This window comes from Streptomyces coerulescens (assembly GCF_042657965.1).
Taxonomy (GTDB): domain Bacteria; phylum Actinomycetota; class Actinomycetes; order Streptomycetales; family Streptomycetaceae; genus Streptomyces; species Streptomyces coerulescens.
Genome location: NZ_JBHSKM010000005.1, coordinates 184,771 through 199,393 on the forward strand (window position 1 = coordinate 184,771; position 14,623 = coordinate 199,393).

Sequence of the window (14,623 nt, forward strand, 5' to 3'; positions counted from 1 at the left end):
CGCGCCCACCCCCCGGCGCGGCCCCGACCCACAACGCACCCGCAGGCGCTACGCGAACCCCCACCCCACAGCCACAGGCCGCCGCAGGCATCCACACCCCCACCGACTCCACACAGGCGCCACAGGCATCCACACCCCCACCGACCCCGCACAGGCGCCACAGGCATCCACACCCCCACCAACCCCGCACAGGCGCCACAGGCATCCACACCCCCACCGACCCCGCACAGGCGCCGCAGGCATCCACACCCCAGCCCTCCATGGCCCCTCTCGAACATCAGCGCACCAAGAGATAGCCTCCGCCCATGGCAAACGGGCAGTGGTACCCACCGGAGTGGCCGGACCGCATCCGCGCACTCGCGGACGGCAGTCTCACCCCCGTCGCCCCGAAACGGGCGGCCACGGTCATGCTGCTCAAGGACACCGGCACCGGCCCAGCCGTACACATGCTGCGCCGCCGCAGCTCCATGGCCTTCGCAGGCGGCGCGTACGCCTACCCCGGCGGCGGCGTCGACCCCCGCGACGAGCAGCAGATCCGCTGGGCGGGCCCCACGCGCGCGTGGTGGGCACAGCGCCTCGGCTTGGAGGAGGCCGCCGCCCAGGCGATCGTCTGCGCCGCCGTACGAGAGACGTACGAGGAGGCCGGCGTCCTGCTCGCCGGCCCCACCGACGACTCCGTCGTGGGCGACACCACCGGCGAGGACTGGGAGACCGACCGCGCCGCCCTCGTCGCCCGCGACCTCTCCTTCGCCGAGTTCCTCGACCGCCGCGGCCTGGCCCTCCGCTCCGACCTCCTCGGCGCCTGGACCCGCTGGATCACCCCGGAGTTCGAACCCCGCCGCTACGACACCTGGTTCTTCGTCGCCGCCCTCCCGGAGGGCCAACGCACGCGCAACGCCTCCACCGAGGCCGACCGCACCGTATGGATCCGCCCCACGGAAGCCGCCACCTCGTACGACAAGGGCGAGCTGCTGATGATGCCGCCGACCATCGCGACACTCCGCCAGCTGACCCCGTACGACAGCGCCGCCCAGGCCCTGGCCGCCGCCCCCGACCGCGACCTCACCCCGGTCCTCGCCCAGGCCCGCCTGGAGGACGGCGAGATCGTGCTCGCCTGGCCGGGCCATGACGAGTTCACCAAACACATCCCGACCGGCGGAACCCCCACATGACCCCGCCCCCGGCGCTCACGGCACCCCCTGTGCCCACCGCGCCCACCGCCCCGGAAGGCCCCGCATGACGAACGCAGCAGCCCTCCCCGGCCAGCCGCGAGGCGAGGTCCTCTCCGGCCCCGCAACCCCGCGCGCCGTCAACGTCCTAGCGCCCAACGCCTCCGCGATGACCCTGGACGGCACCAACACCTGGATCCTCTCGGAACCCGACTCCGACCTGGCCGTAGTGATCGACCCCGGCCCGCTCGACGACGGACACCTGCGCAACGTCGTCGCCACGGCCGAGAGGGCCGGCAAGCGCGTCGCCCTGACCCTGCTCACCCACGGCCACCCGGACCACGCCGAGGGCGCGGCCCGCTTCGCCGAACTGACCGGCACACACGTGCGTGCCCTGGACCCGGCGCTCCGGCTCGGCGACGAGGGCCTCGGCGCCGGGGACGTGGTCACCGTCGGCGGCCTGGAACTGCACGTCGTACCGACGCCCGGGCACACCGCCGACTCGCTCTGTTTCCATCTCCCGGCCGACCGCGCCGTCGTGACCGGCGACACGATCCTGGGCCGCGGCACGACGGTCGTGGCGCACCCCGACGGCCGCCTCGGCGACTACCTGGACTCACTGCGCCGGCTCAGGTCCCTCACGGTCGACGACGGGGTGCGCACCGTCCTGCCGGGCCACGGGCCGGTCCTGGAGGACGCCCAGGGCGCGGTCGAGTTCTACCTCGCCCACCGTGCCCACCGGCTCGCCCAGGTCGAGACGGCGGTCGAGGACGGCTACGGCACTCCGGGCGAGGTCGTCGCCCATGTGTACGCGGACGTGGACCGCTCCCTGTGGCCGGCGGCCGAGCTGTCGGTACGGGCGCAGCTGGACTACCTGCAGGAGCACGGCATCATCTGACCGACGGCTGTCCACCGCCCGCCCGCAGCCTCAACCACCCACCCGACCACCCGCACCCTCAACCACCCACCCTCCCGCTCGCTCAGTCGGGCCGAGGGGCTTTGATCCCGTGCACGCGCGCGTACTCCTCCGCGAGCCAGGGCCCCAGATCCTCGACGTACGACCGCAGGACACCCGCGTCCCCCGTCGGCTCGTACCCGAGTACGGCCGACGCCCGCAGCTGCTCGGCCCGCGCGGGGTAGTACGCCCCGAAGGCCTCCGCCATCTCCCCGAGATCGCTGGTCCACCCGTCCCAGCGAGGCATGACGAGCGTGAACCCCGTCCGCACCAGATGCCGCGACATGAACCGGACGAGCGGCCGACGGGCGTCATCGCTGTCGTCGGCGTCGGCGATCCGCGCCCGCCACCGGGGCAGCAGCAGGCCGAGATCACCGTTCGTCTCGCGCGCGAGCAGCGTGTCGGGCCGGTAGCGCGGCAGATACTCGGCGAGGTCCTCCCCCAGCAGGGGCGTGCACAGACAGGCGACGAACCAGCCACCGTCGTACCTCTCCAGGTCGCTCAAGAGCTGCCGCCGACTGCTCAGCAGCGTCCCCGCCCCGTCGATCTGCGCGAACTCCTTGTCGAGCGCCTCGTCGAGGGCGCGCGCGTCCGCCCGGTCGGCGTCGCTGGGCTCCTCGCGCAGGGCGACCAGCAGATCCAGGTCGCTGCGCCCCACGCGCGCGGTGCCGCGAGGAATCGACCCGTAGAGGTAGGCGCTGTGCATCCGCGCCCCGAACACGTCCAGCACACGGTCCCGCGCGGCGGCGACGACGGCGCTGAAGGCGCGCGGAACGCGCCCCAGGGACCCTTCGCGCGCGATGTACCCCTGGGCGTCGAGCCCTCTGCGCAGAACCGTCTCGGTCATGGGGCCACTGTGCCCTGCCAAGGGCCCGCGAGCGGCTCATTCACGACGCCATCCGGCGATGTTCAGCCTGCCCGGGGGACCCCGAACAGGCTGCTGCGAAAAACCCGCCGTACGAGAGCGGCCGTACGAGAGCCACCGTACGAGAGCCGCCGTACACCGGCTGGATGAACGAAGGCCTACGGCCCCGTACACCGTCCAAATCGCCGAAGGCCTACGCCCCCGTCAACTCCACCTGCACCTCGACCTCGACGGGCGCGTCCAGCGGCAGCACAGCCACGCCCACCGCGCTGCGCGCGTGGACGCCCTTGTCGCCGAGGACCTCCGCCAGGAGTTCGCTCGCGCCGTTGATGACGCCGGGCTGGCCCGTGAAGTCGGACGCCGACGCCACGAACCCCACGACCTTCACCACACGCGCGATGCGGTCAAGGTCACCCGCCACCGACTTCACGGCCGCGAGGGCGTTGAGCGCGCAGATGCGGGCGAGGTCCTTGGCCTCCTCGGCCGTGACCTCCGCGCCCACCTTGCCGGTGACCGGAAGCTTGCCGTCCACCATGGGGAGCTGGCCGGCGGTGTAGACGTACACGCCCGACTGGACGGCCGGCTGGTACGCGGCCAGCGGCGGCACGACCTCCGGGAGCCTCAGGCCCAGCTCGGCGAGCTTCGCCTCGGCCGCGCTCACGCCTTCTCCCGCTTCAGGTAGGCCACGAGCTGCTCGGGGTTGTTCGGCCCGGGCACGACCTGGACGAGCTCCCAGCCGTCCTCGCCCCAGGTGTCCAGAATCTGCTTCGTGGCGTGGACGAGCAGAGGCACGGTTGCGTATTCCCACTTGGTCATGTGGCCGACTTTATCCGTTGGCCACAAGCCGCCACGCGGCCGACCGCACTCAAGTTATCCACAGGCTGCTGCGTGGTCGGCGCACCGACTGGTTAGGCTCGAAGGCGTGAGCAGGCTCCAGGTCGTCAGCGGCAAGGGCGGGACCGGAAAGACCACGGTCGCCGCCGCGCTCGCGCTCGCCCTCGCCACCGAGGGGAAGCGGACGCTTCTCGTCGAGGTCGAGGGCAGGCAGGGCATCGCGCAGCTCTTCGAGACAGAGGCGCTGCCCTATGAGGAGCGGAAGATCGCCGTCGCTCCAGGGGGCGGGGAGGTGTACGCCCTCGCCATAGACCCCGAACTGGCCCTTCTGGACTACCTCCAGATGTTCTACAAGATGGGCGGTGCGGGCCGGGCCCTGAAGAAACTCGGCGCGATCGACTTCGCCACCACCATCGCGCCGGGGCTGAGAGACGTACTTCTCACCGGCAAGGCGTGCGAGGCGGTGCGGCGCAAGGACAAGGCCGGGCGGTTCGTCTACGACTGTGTCGTCATGGACGCGCCGCCCACCGGGCGTATCACCCGCTTCCTGAACGTCAACGACGAGGTCGCGGGGCTCGCCAGGATCGGGCCGATACACAATCAGGCGCAGGCCGTGATGCGGGTGCTGAAGTCGGCGGAGACCGCCGTGCACCTGGTGACGCTGCTGGAGGAGATGCCCGTCCAGGAGACCGCGGACGGGATCGCCGAGCTGCGGGCGGCGCGGCTGCCGGTGGGCCGGATCATCGTGAACATGGTGCGTCCCGAGGTGTTGGACGCGACCGATCTGGAACTCGTGCGCAGTGTCCCGCGCGCGGCCGTCGCCAAGGCGCTGTCCTCGGCCGGGCTCGGCGGGGCACGGCGCGGCGGGAACGCCGAGAAGCTGGTGACCCCGCTGCTGACGCAGGCCGACGAGTACGCCGAGCGGTACGCGCTGGAGCAGGAGCAGCGGACGGCCCTGGAGGACTTGGGGCTGCCGGTGCACGAACTGCCGCTGCTCGCCGAGGGCATGGACCTGGCCGGCCTGTACGAACTCGCGGGCGAACTGCGGGAACAGGGCCTGTCGTGAGTCCGTTCACAAGTCGGGAGCCGTACGCGGAACGTCAGCGGCCGTACGCGGTACGTCGGAAGCAGGGGATGTCATGAGTCGTCCGGAACCGGCACAGGCACAGGACGCCGCCCGTCGGCCCCACCATCTCTCCGCCAAGCGCGTGCTGGACCTCGATCCACTGCTCGACGACCCGAACACCCGCATCGTGGTGTGCTGCGGCTCGGGCGGCGTCGGCAAGACCACGACGGCTGCGGCGCTGGGGCTGCGGGCGGCCGAGCGCGGGCGCAAGGTCGTCGTGCTCACCATCGACCCGGCCCGCCGGCTCGCCCAGTCGATGGGCATCGACTCGCTGGACAACACCCCGCGCCGGGTCAAGGGCGTGGAGGGCGACGGCGAGCTGCACGCGATGATGCTCGACATGAAGCGCACCTTCGACGAGATCGTCGAGGCGCACGCGGACGCCGAGCGGGCCGCCGCGATCCTGGGCAACCCCTTCTACCAGTCGCTCTCCGCGGGCTTCGCCGGCACGCAGGAGTACATGGCGATGGAGAAGCTGGGCCAGCTGCGGGCCAGGGACGAGTGGGACCTGATCGTCGTGGACACCCCGCCGTCCCGCTCCGCGCTGGACTTCCTTGACGCTCCGAAACGGCTCGGTTCGTTCCTGGACGGCAAGCTGATCCGTGTGCTGCTGGCCCCGGCGAAGGTCGGCGGGCGCGCGGGGATGAAGTTCCTGAACGTCGGCATGTCGATGATGACTGGGGCGCTCGGCAAGCTGCTCGGCGGACAGCTGCTGAAGGACGTACAGACCTTCGTGGCGGCCATGGACTCGATGTTCGGCGGGTTCCGTACGCGCGCGGACGCCACGTACAAGCTGCTTCAGGCGCCCGGGACCGCGTTCCTGGTCGTGGCGGCGCCCGAGCGGGACGCGCTGCGCGAGGCCGCGTACTTCGTGGAGCGGCTGGCCGCCGAGGACATGCCGCTCGCGGGTCTGGTGCTCAACCGGGTCCACGGCAGCGGCGCCGACCGGCTGTCGGCCGAGCGGGCGCTCGCCGCCGCGGAAAATCTTGAAGAGCCCCGCATTGTGGATCAGGAGGGAGGGAAAGCTGGACTTCGTAACTCTCCCGACACGTACGACAGTTCAGAATCAGCCGCTTCCGAGGCACCGGCTCCAGACGCAGGCTCCCCCGCCGTCACGGACATGGAGCGAACCGCAGCCACGGACGAGCCGGAGTCCGTCGACCCGGAATCCGTTGGCGCGGAATCACTCGAACCGCCATCGGGTGAGCCGGAATCACTCGAACCGCCGTCGGGCGAGCCGGAATCGGCCGCCCCGGAATCCGCCGCTCCGCATGTGGAGCGCTCCGTCGACCAGCTGGCCGCAAGTCTGCTGAGGCTGCACGCCGAGCGCATGCAGCTGCTCTCCCGCGAGCAGCGCACGCGTGACCGCTTCACCGCGCTCCACCCCGAGGTGGCGGTGGCCGAGGTGGCCGCGCTGCCCGGCGATGTGCATGACCTCACAGGCCTGCGGGACATCGGGAACCGGCTCGCGGCCCATCGGCCGGAGCTGCCTGATCCCGCGGTCTGATCCCACGGTCTGATCCCGAGGCCTGATCTCGAGTTCTGACAGCAGACCTGCCGGATCCGCCCCGAGGGGAGGCCTCGTGGCCCCTCGCCCCTCAGCCCACCGCCGCGAAGTTCTCGTACACCTCGTCGTCGTCGAGCGGCAGGATGCCCGCCCCGCGCTCGTACTCCGTCCTTGCCGTCTCCAGCAGCCGGCGCCATGAGGTGACGGTCGGCCGCCTGCGCAGCAGTGCGCGGCGTTCCCGCTCCGTCATGCCTCCCCACACGCCGAACTCGACGCGGTTGTCGAGCGCGTCCGCCAGGCACTCCGTGCGCACCGGGCAGCCGGTGCACACCGCCTTGGCCCTGTTCTGCGCTGCTCCCTGAACAAACAGTTCATCCGGATCGGTAGTGCGGCAGGCCGCCTGCGCACTCCAGTCGACTACCCAGCCCATACCGGCGCCGTCCTCTCCCGAATCGAGGCTCCCCCACGGCGGCAGCGGCATATTCACCGCCGCCAGTTGAGGACGTTACGGAAGGTGGGCACAGCGCAACACCCCCTTCGGGCCCAATCTTGAATGGCCCGAACGGACTATGCGTAAGCGGCAGATCACCCGGGGGAGTGAGCTGGCGACATGCGTGACTTTCCCGGCAAACCGGGACAGTTCTGTTGAGTCACAACGGACGCCGAATGACACACAAGGCGGATTCGGACACGCCCCCACCAAAAAGTGGGCTACCGCCAGAACGATTCGGGGTCGCCGGACGTATTGATACGTGGCCGCACTGCTGTGACAGTTGAGAGCAGCTTAGGCCAAGGCCTGTACGCCTGTCCGGCGAATGGGCCGCATCCGTGCGCATGGCATGTCTCACGTCGCCGTGCCCGGCTCCCGCGCGGTCGGCCCTCGGTTCGCTCATGTCTACGGTTTAGGCTGCCTCCATGCCAAAGAACCGCTCGGGCGGTGGTCTGTCGCCGACGCAGCAGGCCGCCAAGTTCCTCGGTGTCAGTGTGCTCGCGGGAGCCGTGCTGGCCGGTATCGCGCTGCCCGCCGTCGGCGCGCTGGGGCTCGCGGCCAAGGGATCCGTCGAGAGCTTCGACGAACTCCCGGCCAACCTCAGGACGCCCCCACTGAGCCAGCGCACCACGATCCTGGACGCCGAGGGCGGCACGATCGCCACGGTCTACTCGCGTGACCGTACGGTGGTCGACCTCAAGGACATCTCGCCGTACATGCAGAAGGCGATCGTCGCGATCGAGGACGCCCGCTTCTACCAGCACGGCGCGGTCGACCTGAAGGGCGTCCTGCGCGCCCTCAACCGCAACGCCCAGAGCGGCGGCGTCAGCGAGGGCGCGTCGACGCTGACGCAGCAGTATGTGAAGAACGTCTTCGTGGAGGAGGCCGGCAACGACGCGACGAAGGTCGCGCAGGCCACCCAGCAGACGCTCGGACGCAAGATCAAGGAGCTGAAGTACGCGATCCAGGTGGAGGAGGAGCTCGGCAAGAAGAAGATCCTCGAGAACTACCTGAACATCACGTTCTTCGGCCAGCAGGCGTACGGCGTCGAGGCCGCCGCCCAGCGCTACTTCTCCAAGTCCGCCAAGGACCTCAAGGTCCAGGAGGCGGCGCTGCTCGCCGGCATCGTCCAGTCGCCGAGCCGCTACGACCCGGTCAACGACGAGGCCGAGGCCACCAAGCGGCGCAACGTCGTCCTCCAGCGCATGGCCGACATGGGTGACATCCCCCAGGCGGAGGCGGACGAGGCCAAGGAGACGCCGCTGGGGCTGAAGGTCAGCAAGCCCAAGAACGGCTGCATCACCGCGGTCCGGGGCGCCAGCTTCTTCTGCAAGTACGTCGAGAAGGTCTTCCTCAGCGACCCGGTCTTCGGCAAGAACCGCGAGGCCCGCGCCAAGATCTGGAACCAGGGCGGCCTGACCATCACGACGACCCTGGACCCGCAGTCCCAGAAGTCGGTCCAGGCCTCGCTCAAGGATCACGTCTACCAGGACGACAAGGTCGCCGCCGCGGCCACCCTCGTCGAGCCCGGCACCGGCAAGATCCTCGGCATGGGCCAGTCGAAGCCGTACGGCTTCGGCAAGAACGAGACCGAGCTCAACTACTCCGTCGACAAGGCGTACGGCGGCTCCAACTACGGCTTCCCGACCGGTTCGACGTTCAAGCCGTTCGTCGCGGCGGCCGCGCTGGAGGAGGGTCGGCCGCCGACGCAGGAGTACTCGTCGCCGTACGAGATGGAGTACCCGAGCCCGGTCCAGACGTGCGACAGCTCGCCATGGACCAACCTGAAGGGCGAGCCGGTGGAGAACGAGAGCGAGTCGGAGCGCGGCCCCTACCGTCTGAAGAAGGCGATGGAGCTGTCGGTCAACACCTACTTCGTGCAGATGGTCGCCGACATCGGCCTGTGCCCGGTGGTCAACATCACCGACAAGCTGCAGGTCCGGCAGGGCAACGGGGACAAGCTCCCGGAGACCCCCGCCATCACCCTCGGCTCGGTGGGCCTCTCGCCGCTGACGATGGCGAGCGCGTACGCCGCCTTCGCCTCCCGCGGCATGTACTGCACGCCGATCGCCATCGAGTCGATCTCGCAGAAGGTCGGCGGCCAGCAGAAGTCATTGGAGGTGCCGAAGTCGACCTGCTCGCGAGCGATGTCCGAGCAGACCGCGGACACCATCAGCACCCTGCTGCAGGGCGTGGTCGACTCCGGTACGGGTAAGGAAGCCGGCCTCACCGACCGCGACAGCGCCGGCAAGACCGGTACGACGGACGAGCGCCGCAACGCCTGGTTCGTCGGCTACACGCCGAACCTCTCGGGCGCCGTCTGGGTCGGCAGCGCCACCCAGAAGGTCAAGATGCGCAACATCTACATCGGCGGCGTGTACAACGACCTGGTCTACGGCGGCCGGGTGCCGGGCCCGATCTGGCGGGACGCCATGCTCGGCGCGCTGGAGGGCAAGCCGGTCGAGGAGTTCAACACCATCCGCATCCCGGAGGACCGCGGCCGCGACAAGGGCCGGGGTGACGACGACGGCGACGACAACGACGACGGCAACAACGGCGACGGCAACCTCATCGGCGGCCTGATCGGCGGCGGGGACAACGGCGGCGGCAACGGCGGCTCCGACGGCGGCACGGTCCCGACGCCGAGCTTCTCCATCCCCGAGGGCTGGTGGCAGGGCCAGTCGAACGGGAACGGCAACGGGGGGCGTGACTGAGCGGCGTGCTCATAGCTCGCAATAGGCCGCAATAGGTCGCACAGCAATGACGGCGGCGGTCCTTGTCCCCTCATACGGAGGGAACAAGGACCGCCGCCGTTGCAGTCGCTGTCGCAGTCGCAGTCGCAGTCGCAGTCGCAGTCGATACGACCGCTGGGTGGGGGTGGGTGTCAGCCCGCGAGCAGCTTCTTGACCGCCGCGGCCACCCGGCCGCCCTCGGCCTGCCCGGCGACCTTCGGGTTCACGATCTTCATGACGGCGCCCATGGCCCGCGGACCCTCGGCGCCGGCCGCCTTGGCCTCCTCGACGGCCTGGGCGACGATCTGGTTCAGCTCGTCGTCGCCGAGCTGCTTCGGCAGGTACGTGGCGAGCACCTCGCCCTCCGCCTTCTCCCGCTCGGCCTGCTCGGCACGACCACCCTGCGCGAACGCCTCGGCCGCCTCACGGCGCTTCTTCGCCTCGCGGGTGATCACCTTCTGCACCTCGTCGTCGGAGAGCTCGCGCTTCTCCTTGCCCGCGACCTCCTCCTTGGTGATCGCGGCGAGCGTCAGCCGGAGCGTCGAGGAGCGGAGCTCGTCGCGCTCCTTGATCGCGGCGTTGAGGTCTTCCTGAAGCTTCGACTTGAGCGTGGTCATGGCGTCGATTGTCGCAGGTGTGGTGCGGCAGACGCCCGTTGATTTCAAGGGGCGTGCGGGAGGTGCCGTACGGAAGGCCGCCGATGCCGCTCTCGTGGGCGGTCCGTCCCCCGTCCGGCACGGGGGGCTCCGCCGGTCTGACACGATGGTCGTATGCGCGCGCGATACGGAGTACCCCTGGGAATCACGGCGGTTGGCGCCGCCGGACTGCTGTACTCGGCGGGTTTCGAGGCCCGTTCCTTCCGTCTGCGACGGGTGACGATCCCGGCTCTGCCGGCCGGTATGCGCCCGCTGCGGGTCCTCCAGGTCTCCGACATCCACATGGTCGGCGGCCAGCGCAAGAAGCAGCGCTGGCTGCGCTCGCTGGCGGGCCTGCGCCCCGACTTCGTGATCAACACGGGCGACAACCTGTCGGACCCCGAGGGCGTGCCGGAGGTGCTGGACGCACTGGGGCCGCTGATGGAGTTCCCGGGCGCGTACGTCTTCGGCTCCAACGACTACTACGGCCCGAAGCTGCGCAACCCCGCCCTGTATCTGCTGGAGAAGGCCCAGGGCCGGCACGGCCTGAACGGCAACGCCCCCGCCGTCGGCGCGATCCACAACCCGTGGGAGGACCTGCGCGACGGGTTCGACACGGCGGGCTGGCTGAACCTGACGAACACGCGGGGCACGCTCAAGGTCGAGGGCGTGTCGGTGGAGCTGACCGGCCTGGACGACCCGCACATCAAGAGGGACCGCTACGAGCAGGTGTCCGGCGGCCCGTCGTCCGCGGCCGACTTCGCGATGGGCGTGGTCCACGCGCCGTACCTGCGCGTCCTGGACTCGTACACGGCGGACGACTACCCCCTGATCCTGGCCGGCCACACCCACGGCGGCCAGCTGCGCATCCCCTTCTACGGCGCCCTGGTCACCAACTGCGACCTGGACACGGACCGGGCGAGGGGCCTGTCCACCCACACGGCGGAGGGCCGCACGTCATACCTCCACGTCTCCGCAGGCTGCGGCACCAACCGCTACACCCCGTTCCGCTTCGCTTGCCCTCCGGAGGCGACGTTGCTGACGTTGGTGGGGCGGGAGTAAGTCGATGGTTGGCGGGCGGAGGTCACTGGCCCGGGGTGAATGAGCCGGTCAGCGACCGTACGGGAGGGGGGCTCCCGCGGGCGGGGACTCCCGTCCCGTAACCCGCCCAGCCCATCCATATCGCCCATTTCGCCCACACTGCTTAGCGTGAGGGCATGACCGCCCCGATACCCAGGGACATCCCGGAAATCCCCGCTATACCGGGCATACCCGTCCTGTTCCCCTCGCACGTCCCCGCCACGGCGGTGGTGACCCCCACACCTCGCCGTCCGGCCGCCGCGTTCCGCCTCCTGGTGGCCGTGGCGGCGGCCGCGGCGGTGGCCGCGGAACTGGTCCTCGGCAGTCCCCTGCGCACCCTGAGTCACTTCGCGATCCAGAGCAACATGCTGCTGGCCCTGGTCTTCGCCCTCTCGGCACGCCTCGCCTGGACCGCGCGCCGCCCGCTCCCCTCGACCCTGACGGGCGCCACGCTGCTCTACGCCATGATCACGGGCCTCGTCTACCACCTGCTCCTGGCGAACGAGGGGAGCTCCTTCTCCCTGCCGGGCGTCCTCGCCGGCACCGCGACCGCCCCCACGGGCTGGCACGCGATCACGAACCAGGTCCTGCACACGGTCACCCCCGTGGCCGCCCTGCTGGACTGGCTGCTGCTCACGCCCTCCGGGCATCTGCGCCTGCGCCAGGCCACGACGTGGCTCCTCTACCCCCTCGCGTACCTGACCTTCACCCTCGCCCGAGGCGAACTACTCGCCCCCGGCGCGCCGGGGCGCTACCTCTACCCGTTCCTCGACGTGGCCCGGCACGGCTACAAGAGCGTCCTCGGCAACGCCCTCCTCATCGGCCTCGCCATCTACGCCCTGGCCATCCTCCTCGTGGCCCTCGACCACGCCCGCCCCAACCCACTCCGCCACCGCGCCCACCACACCCCGAAAACCGGATTTCGTCTCCAGCCACCGGTGGGCTAAAGTAAACGTCGTCGCCGCGACAAGCAGCGACATCGGGGTGTAGCGCAGCTTGGCAGCGCGCTTCGTTCGGGACGAAGAGGTCGTGGGTTCAAATCCCGCCACCCCGACAGCCAGATAGCAGTTCAGAGGGCCCTCACCGATTTGGTGAGGGCCCTCTGGCGTGCGAGAGCATCCGTTTCTCCAGGGCCGCGCTTGTGCCGATCACTACCGCTGGATCACTACCACTAGGGGGACAGGGCGGACTACGAAGCACACGCGAACAAGGCCCAGGAGATCCTGGAGCGTGTGACCACCACCACGCACAACCACGCACAACCGCGAACATCCGTGGACGCCGGCGGGCCATCAGCTCAGGTGACCGTGGGTTCGCATGCCGCCCACCCCGACTCGGCACAAGTGGCTCGGACCTGCGCGTTCGTGAATCTGGCCGGTTGGCGTGGATCGCGCGGGACAGGTCGCGTCGCAGGTGCTTGTGTGCTGTTCTGGAAGCAGCCGCAGGAGGCAACACCGATGCATCGCAGCTGGGCTACTGCGTTCGTACCCTCTCGGTCGCCCGCCCCGACCGGAGCGGGCGGGAAGTTGCTGCCCACACGAGATCTCGCGGCCGGCTGGATTCTCGTCGTCCTGATCGCGGTGCCCGCCTGGGCGCTGACGATCGGACAGGCCCGGGACATGGGGGTCGAACCCGGCACCATGGGGATGGCGCTGCCCCTGTTCCTGTTGCTCTGGGTGACGATGATGGCGGCCATGATGCTGCCGTCCATGGCACCGGTGGCCATCACCTGGGTGCGAGGCATCGGGCGGCAGTCCTCCGGCTGGGCACGGGTCGCCCGGAACGTCGAGTTCGTGGGCGGATATCTGCTGGTGTGGACTGCCTTCGGACTGCTCGCCTACGGGGCCCTGGCCGTCACCGGCGGCCTTGTGGACGACCATCCGACCGCCGGACGCTGGATCGGCTCGATCGCCTTCCTGCTCGCCGGCCTCTACCAACTCGGCCCTCTCAAGCACGTCTGTCTGCGGCACTGCCGCGATCCGCTGGGCCATCTGGTGCGCTACGCCGGCTTCCGGCGACCGGCCCGCGACCTGCGCGTGGGCGTCCACCACGGCGCCTACTGCGTGGGCTGCTGCGCCGGGCTGATGGTCGTGCTCGTTCCCCTCGGCGTGATGAACGTGGCGGCGATGGCCGCACTGGCCTTGGTGATCTTCCTGGAGAAGCTGTGGTCCCGCGGCTTGCTTCTGACCGGCGTCGTGGGCGTCGCCTTCCTCGTCCTGGCCGTGCTCGCACCGTTTCAGGACTGGCTGCTGCCGGGGCTGCAGGGCTCGATGCCGTCCATGGGCGGCATGTGATCCCCCGTACGTGCCAGGTCCGCCGCCCGGCGCACGGTCCACCGAAGAGCCCTGAGTGCCGTGTCCGGCCACACCCGCGTCAGCACCGAGCCGCCGACGGGGCGATTGCCGACGGGGACCGGTTCCCCGCCCGGGACGTGGGGTGCAAGCTGGAGGGGAGGCCACCCTCCCGATCCCGGGAGCGGGCTCGGGACACGCGGTCTCGCCACTCCGAGTGGGCCCCTTCGGGCTCGGCAGGAGGGAAGCGAGATGACAGAACAGGCCACCACCGGTACACGCTGGCACCTGACCGGCGACTGGTTCGATGTGTGCAAGTGCGCCATACCCTGCCCCTGCACGTTCGCGCAGCCCCCGACCTACGGCGACTGCGAAGGCGTACTGGTCTGGCACATCCGGGAAGGCAACTTCGGCGACGTACGGCTCGACGATCTCAACGTCCTGATGCTCGGCTCCTTCGAGGGCAACCCGTGGGCCGGCACGCACACCGATCCGTACGCCGCGGTCTTCCTCGACGAACGCGCCGACGACCAGCAGCGGGCCGCCCTCGGGGCCGTCTTCGGTGGTGAGGCGGGCGGATGGCCGGCCCAGTTCGGAGCGATGTTCCACCCCGAGATGCGTGGCATGGACATCGCCCCCATCGATGTGGAGATCGACGAGGACCTTGCCGCCTGGCGAGCCGAGATCCCAGGCCGTGTCACGGCGAGCGCCGAGGCTCTCACCGGCCCCACCACCCCAGATGGCGCTCGCGTCCAGGTCCACAACGCCCCGGGCGCCGAGGTGGGGCCGGGCCAGGTCGCCACGTGGGGCCGAGCCACCGTCGACCGCGCCGACGCATTCGGCTTCTCCTGGGAACGCTCGGGCAAGTCGAGCAAGTACTTCCCATTCGACTGGAGCGGCCCTGACTGAAGCCGGCGCAAAGCGGTCGGTCGTGCCGCG

At 70.2% G+C, this 14,623-nt stretch carries 14 protein-coding genes and 1 tRNA gene; 10 read left to right on the forward strand and 5 right to left on the reverse strand.

The window, feature by feature from the left end; all coding sequences use genetic code 11:
- Nucleotides 1–305: 305 nt before the first annotated feature.
- Both ACFPQ9_RS11070 and ACFPQ9_RS11075 read left to right on the forward strand, forming a co-directional pair.
- Entirely contained in the window at nt 306–1,172 is an 867-nt protein-coding gene (locus tag ACFPQ9_RS11070) for an NUDIX hydrolase (protein WP_380850549.1), read from the forward strand.
- Between the two features lie 64 nt (nt 1,173–1,236).
- Nucleotides 1,237–2,067, forward strand: a complete 831-nt coding sequence (locus ACFPQ9_RS11075) for an MBL fold metallo-hydrolase (protein ID WP_380850552.1) — start codon at nt 1,237–1,239, stop codon at nt 2,065–2,067.
- 82 nt (nt 2,068–2,149) lie between these two features.
- On the opposite strand, the gene ACFPQ9_RS11080 is transcribed toward ACFPQ9_RS11075, so the two are convergent.
- From ACFPQ9_RS11080 to ACFPQ9_RS11090, 3 genes are all read right to left on the reverse strand, one after another.
- The gene (locus ACFPQ9_RS11080) at nt 2,150–2,971 is read right to left on the reverse strand and encodes a nucleotidyltransferase domain-containing protein (RefSeq protein ID WP_380850555.1); all 822 of its coding nucleotides are present in this window, start codon (nt 2,969–2,971) and stop codon (nt 2,150–2,152) included.
- Nucleotides 2,972–3,182: 211 nt separating this feature from the next.
- The gene (locus tag ACFPQ9_RS11085; protein WP_380850558.1) at nt 3,183–3,650 is read right to left on the reverse strand and encodes a RidA family protein; all 468 of its coding nucleotides are present in this window, start codon (nt 3,648–3,650) and stop codon (nt 3,183–3,185) included.
- A complete protein-coding gene (locus tag ACFPQ9_RS11090) occupies nt 3,647–3,805 on the reverse strand; it encodes a DUF4177 domain-containing protein (protein ID WP_003967454.1) in 159 nt (52 codons plus the stop codon). The genes ACFPQ9_RS11085 and ACFPQ9_RS11090 overlap by 4 nt, the downstream gene beginning before the upstream one ends.
- Nucleotides 3,806–3,911: 106 nt before the next feature.
- On the opposite strand from ACFPQ9_RS11090, the gene bagA reads away from it, so the two are divergent.
- The gene (gene bagA, locus ACFPQ9_RS11095; protein ID WP_380850561.1) at nt 3,912–4,889 is read left to right on the forward strand and encodes an ATPase BagA; all 978 of its coding nucleotides are present in this window, start codon (nt 3,912–3,914) and stop codon (nt 4,887–4,889) included.
- A 73-nt stretch (nt 4,890–4,962) separates the two neighbouring features.
- The gene (gene bagB / locus ACFPQ9_RS11100) at nt 4,963–6,456 is read left to right on the forward strand and encodes an ATPase BagB (protein ID WP_380850564.1); all 1,494 of its coding nucleotides are present in this window, start codon (nt 4,963–4,965) and stop codon (nt 6,454–6,456) included.
- Between the two features lie 91 nt (nt 6,457–6,547).
- Here bagB and wblA read toward each other — a convergent pair whose 3' ends face one another.
- Nucleotides 6,548–6,886: a transcriptional regulator WblA gene (wblA, locus tag ACFPQ9_RS11105; protein WP_380850567.1), complete on the reverse strand. Its 339-nt coding sequence runs from the start codon at nt 6,884–6,886 to the stop codon at nt 6,548–6,550.
- A gap of 485 nt (nt 6,887–7,371) precedes the next feature.
- Between wblA and ACFPQ9_RS11110 the strand changes: the two genes are divergently transcribed.
- Nucleotides 7,372–9,660 (forward strand): transglycosylase domain-containing protein, encoded by a 2,289-nt coding sequence (locus ACFPQ9_RS11110; RefSeq protein ID WP_380850570.1) that lies wholly within the window; start codon nt 7,372–7,374, stop codon nt 9,658–9,660.
- A 170-nt stretch (nt 9,661–9,830) separates the two neighbouring features.
- Here ACFPQ9_RS11110 and ACFPQ9_RS11115 read toward each other — a convergent pair whose 3' ends face one another.
- Nucleotides 9,831–10,295 carry a GatB/YqeY domain-containing protein gene (locus tag ACFPQ9_RS11115; RefSeq protein ID WP_380850573.1) on the reverse strand — a complete coding sequence of 155 codons (465 nt, stop codon included), beginning with the start codon at nt 10,293–10,295 and terminating at the stop codon, nt 9,831–9,833.
- Between the two features lie 153 nt (nt 10,296–10,448).
- On the opposite strand from ACFPQ9_RS11115, the gene ACFPQ9_RS11120 reads away from it, so the two are divergent.
- The 5 genes from ACFPQ9_RS11120 (at nt 10,449) to ACFPQ9_RS11140 (ending at nt 14,593) form a co-directional block, all read left to right on the forward strand.
- Entirely contained in the window at nt 10,449–11,375 is a 927-nt protein-coding gene (locus tag ACFPQ9_RS11120; RefSeq protein ID WP_380850576.1) for a metallophosphoesterase, read from the forward strand.
- A gap of 155 nt (nt 11,376–11,530) precedes the next feature.
- Nucleotides 11,531–12,340 carry a Pr6Pr family membrane protein gene (locus tag ACFPQ9_RS11125; protein WP_380850579.1) on the forward strand — a complete coding sequence of 270 codons (810 nt, stop codon included), beginning with the start codon at nt 11,531–11,533 and terminating at the stop codon, nt 12,338–12,340.
- Nucleotides 12,341–12,373: 33 nt separating this feature from the next.
- A tRNA-Pro gene (locus ACFPQ9_RS11130) sits at nt 12,374–12,447 on the forward strand.
- A 403-nt stretch (nt 12,448–12,850) separates the two neighbouring features.
- Complete coding sequence (locus tag ACFPQ9_RS11135) at nt 12,851–13,687, forward strand: DUF2182 domain-containing protein (protein ID WP_380850582.1); 837 nt, start codon at nt 12,851–12,853, stop codon at nt 13,685–13,687.
- A gap of 249 nt (nt 13,688–13,936) precedes the next feature.
- Complete coding sequence (locus ACFPQ9_RS11140; protein ID WP_380850585.1) at nt 13,937–14,593, forward strand: DUF1326 domain-containing protein; 657 nt, start codon at nt 13,937–13,939, stop codon at nt 14,591–14,593.
- Nucleotides 14,594–14,623: the final 30 nt, after the last annotated feature.

Bases quoted from the DNA above. Each gene is read 5' to 3' on its own strand.
- wblA (WP_380850567.1), bottom strand. From the start codon at position 6,886: ATGGGCTGGGTAGTCGACTGGAGTGCGCAGGCGGCCTGCCGCACTACC.
- ACFPQ9_RS11125 (WP_380850579.1), top strand. From the start codon at position 11,531: ATGACCGCCCCGATACCCAGGGACATCCCGGAAATCCCCGCTATACCG.
- ACFPQ9_RS11120 (WP_380850576.1), top strand. From the start codon at position 10,449: ATGCGCGCGCGATACGGAGTACCCCTGGGAATCACGGCGGTTGGCGCC.
- ACFPQ9_RS11140 (WP_380850585.1), top strand. From the start codon at position 13,937: ATGACAGAACAGGCCACCACCGGTACACGCTGGCACCTGACCGGCGAC.
- ACFPQ9_RS11090 (WP_003967454.1), bottom strand. From the start codon at position 3,805: ATGACCAAGTGGGAATACGCAACCGTGCCTCTGCTCGTCCACGCCACG.
- ACFPQ9_RS11110 (WP_380850570.1), top strand. From the start codon at position 7,372: ATGCCAAAGAACCGCTCGGGCGGTGGTCTGTCGCCGACGCAGCAGGCC.
- ACFPQ9_RS11135 (WP_380850582.1), top strand. From the start codon at position 12,851: ATGCATCGCAGCTGGGCTACTGCGTTCGTACCCTCTCGGTCGCCCGCC.
- ACFPQ9_RS11115 (WP_380850573.1), bottom strand. From the start codon at position 10,295: ATGACCACGCTCAAGTCGAAGCTTCAGGAAGACCTCAACGCCGCGATC.
- ACFPQ9_RS11075 (WP_380850552.1), top strand. From the start codon at position 1,237: ATGACGAACGCAGCAGCCCTCCCCGGCCAGCCGCGAGGCGAGGTCCTC.
- ACFPQ9_RS11080 (WP_380850555.1), bottom strand. From the start codon at position 2,971: ATGACCGAGACGGTTCTGCGCAGAGGGCTCGACGCCCAGGGGTACATC.
- bagB (WP_380850564.1), top strand. From the start codon at position 4,963: ATGAGTCGTCCGGAACCGGCACAGGCACAGGACGCCGCCCGTCGGCCC.
- ACFPQ9_RS11070 (WP_380850549.1), top strand. From the start codon at position 306: ATGGCAAACGGGCAGTGGTACCCACCGGAGTGGCCGGACCGCATCCGC.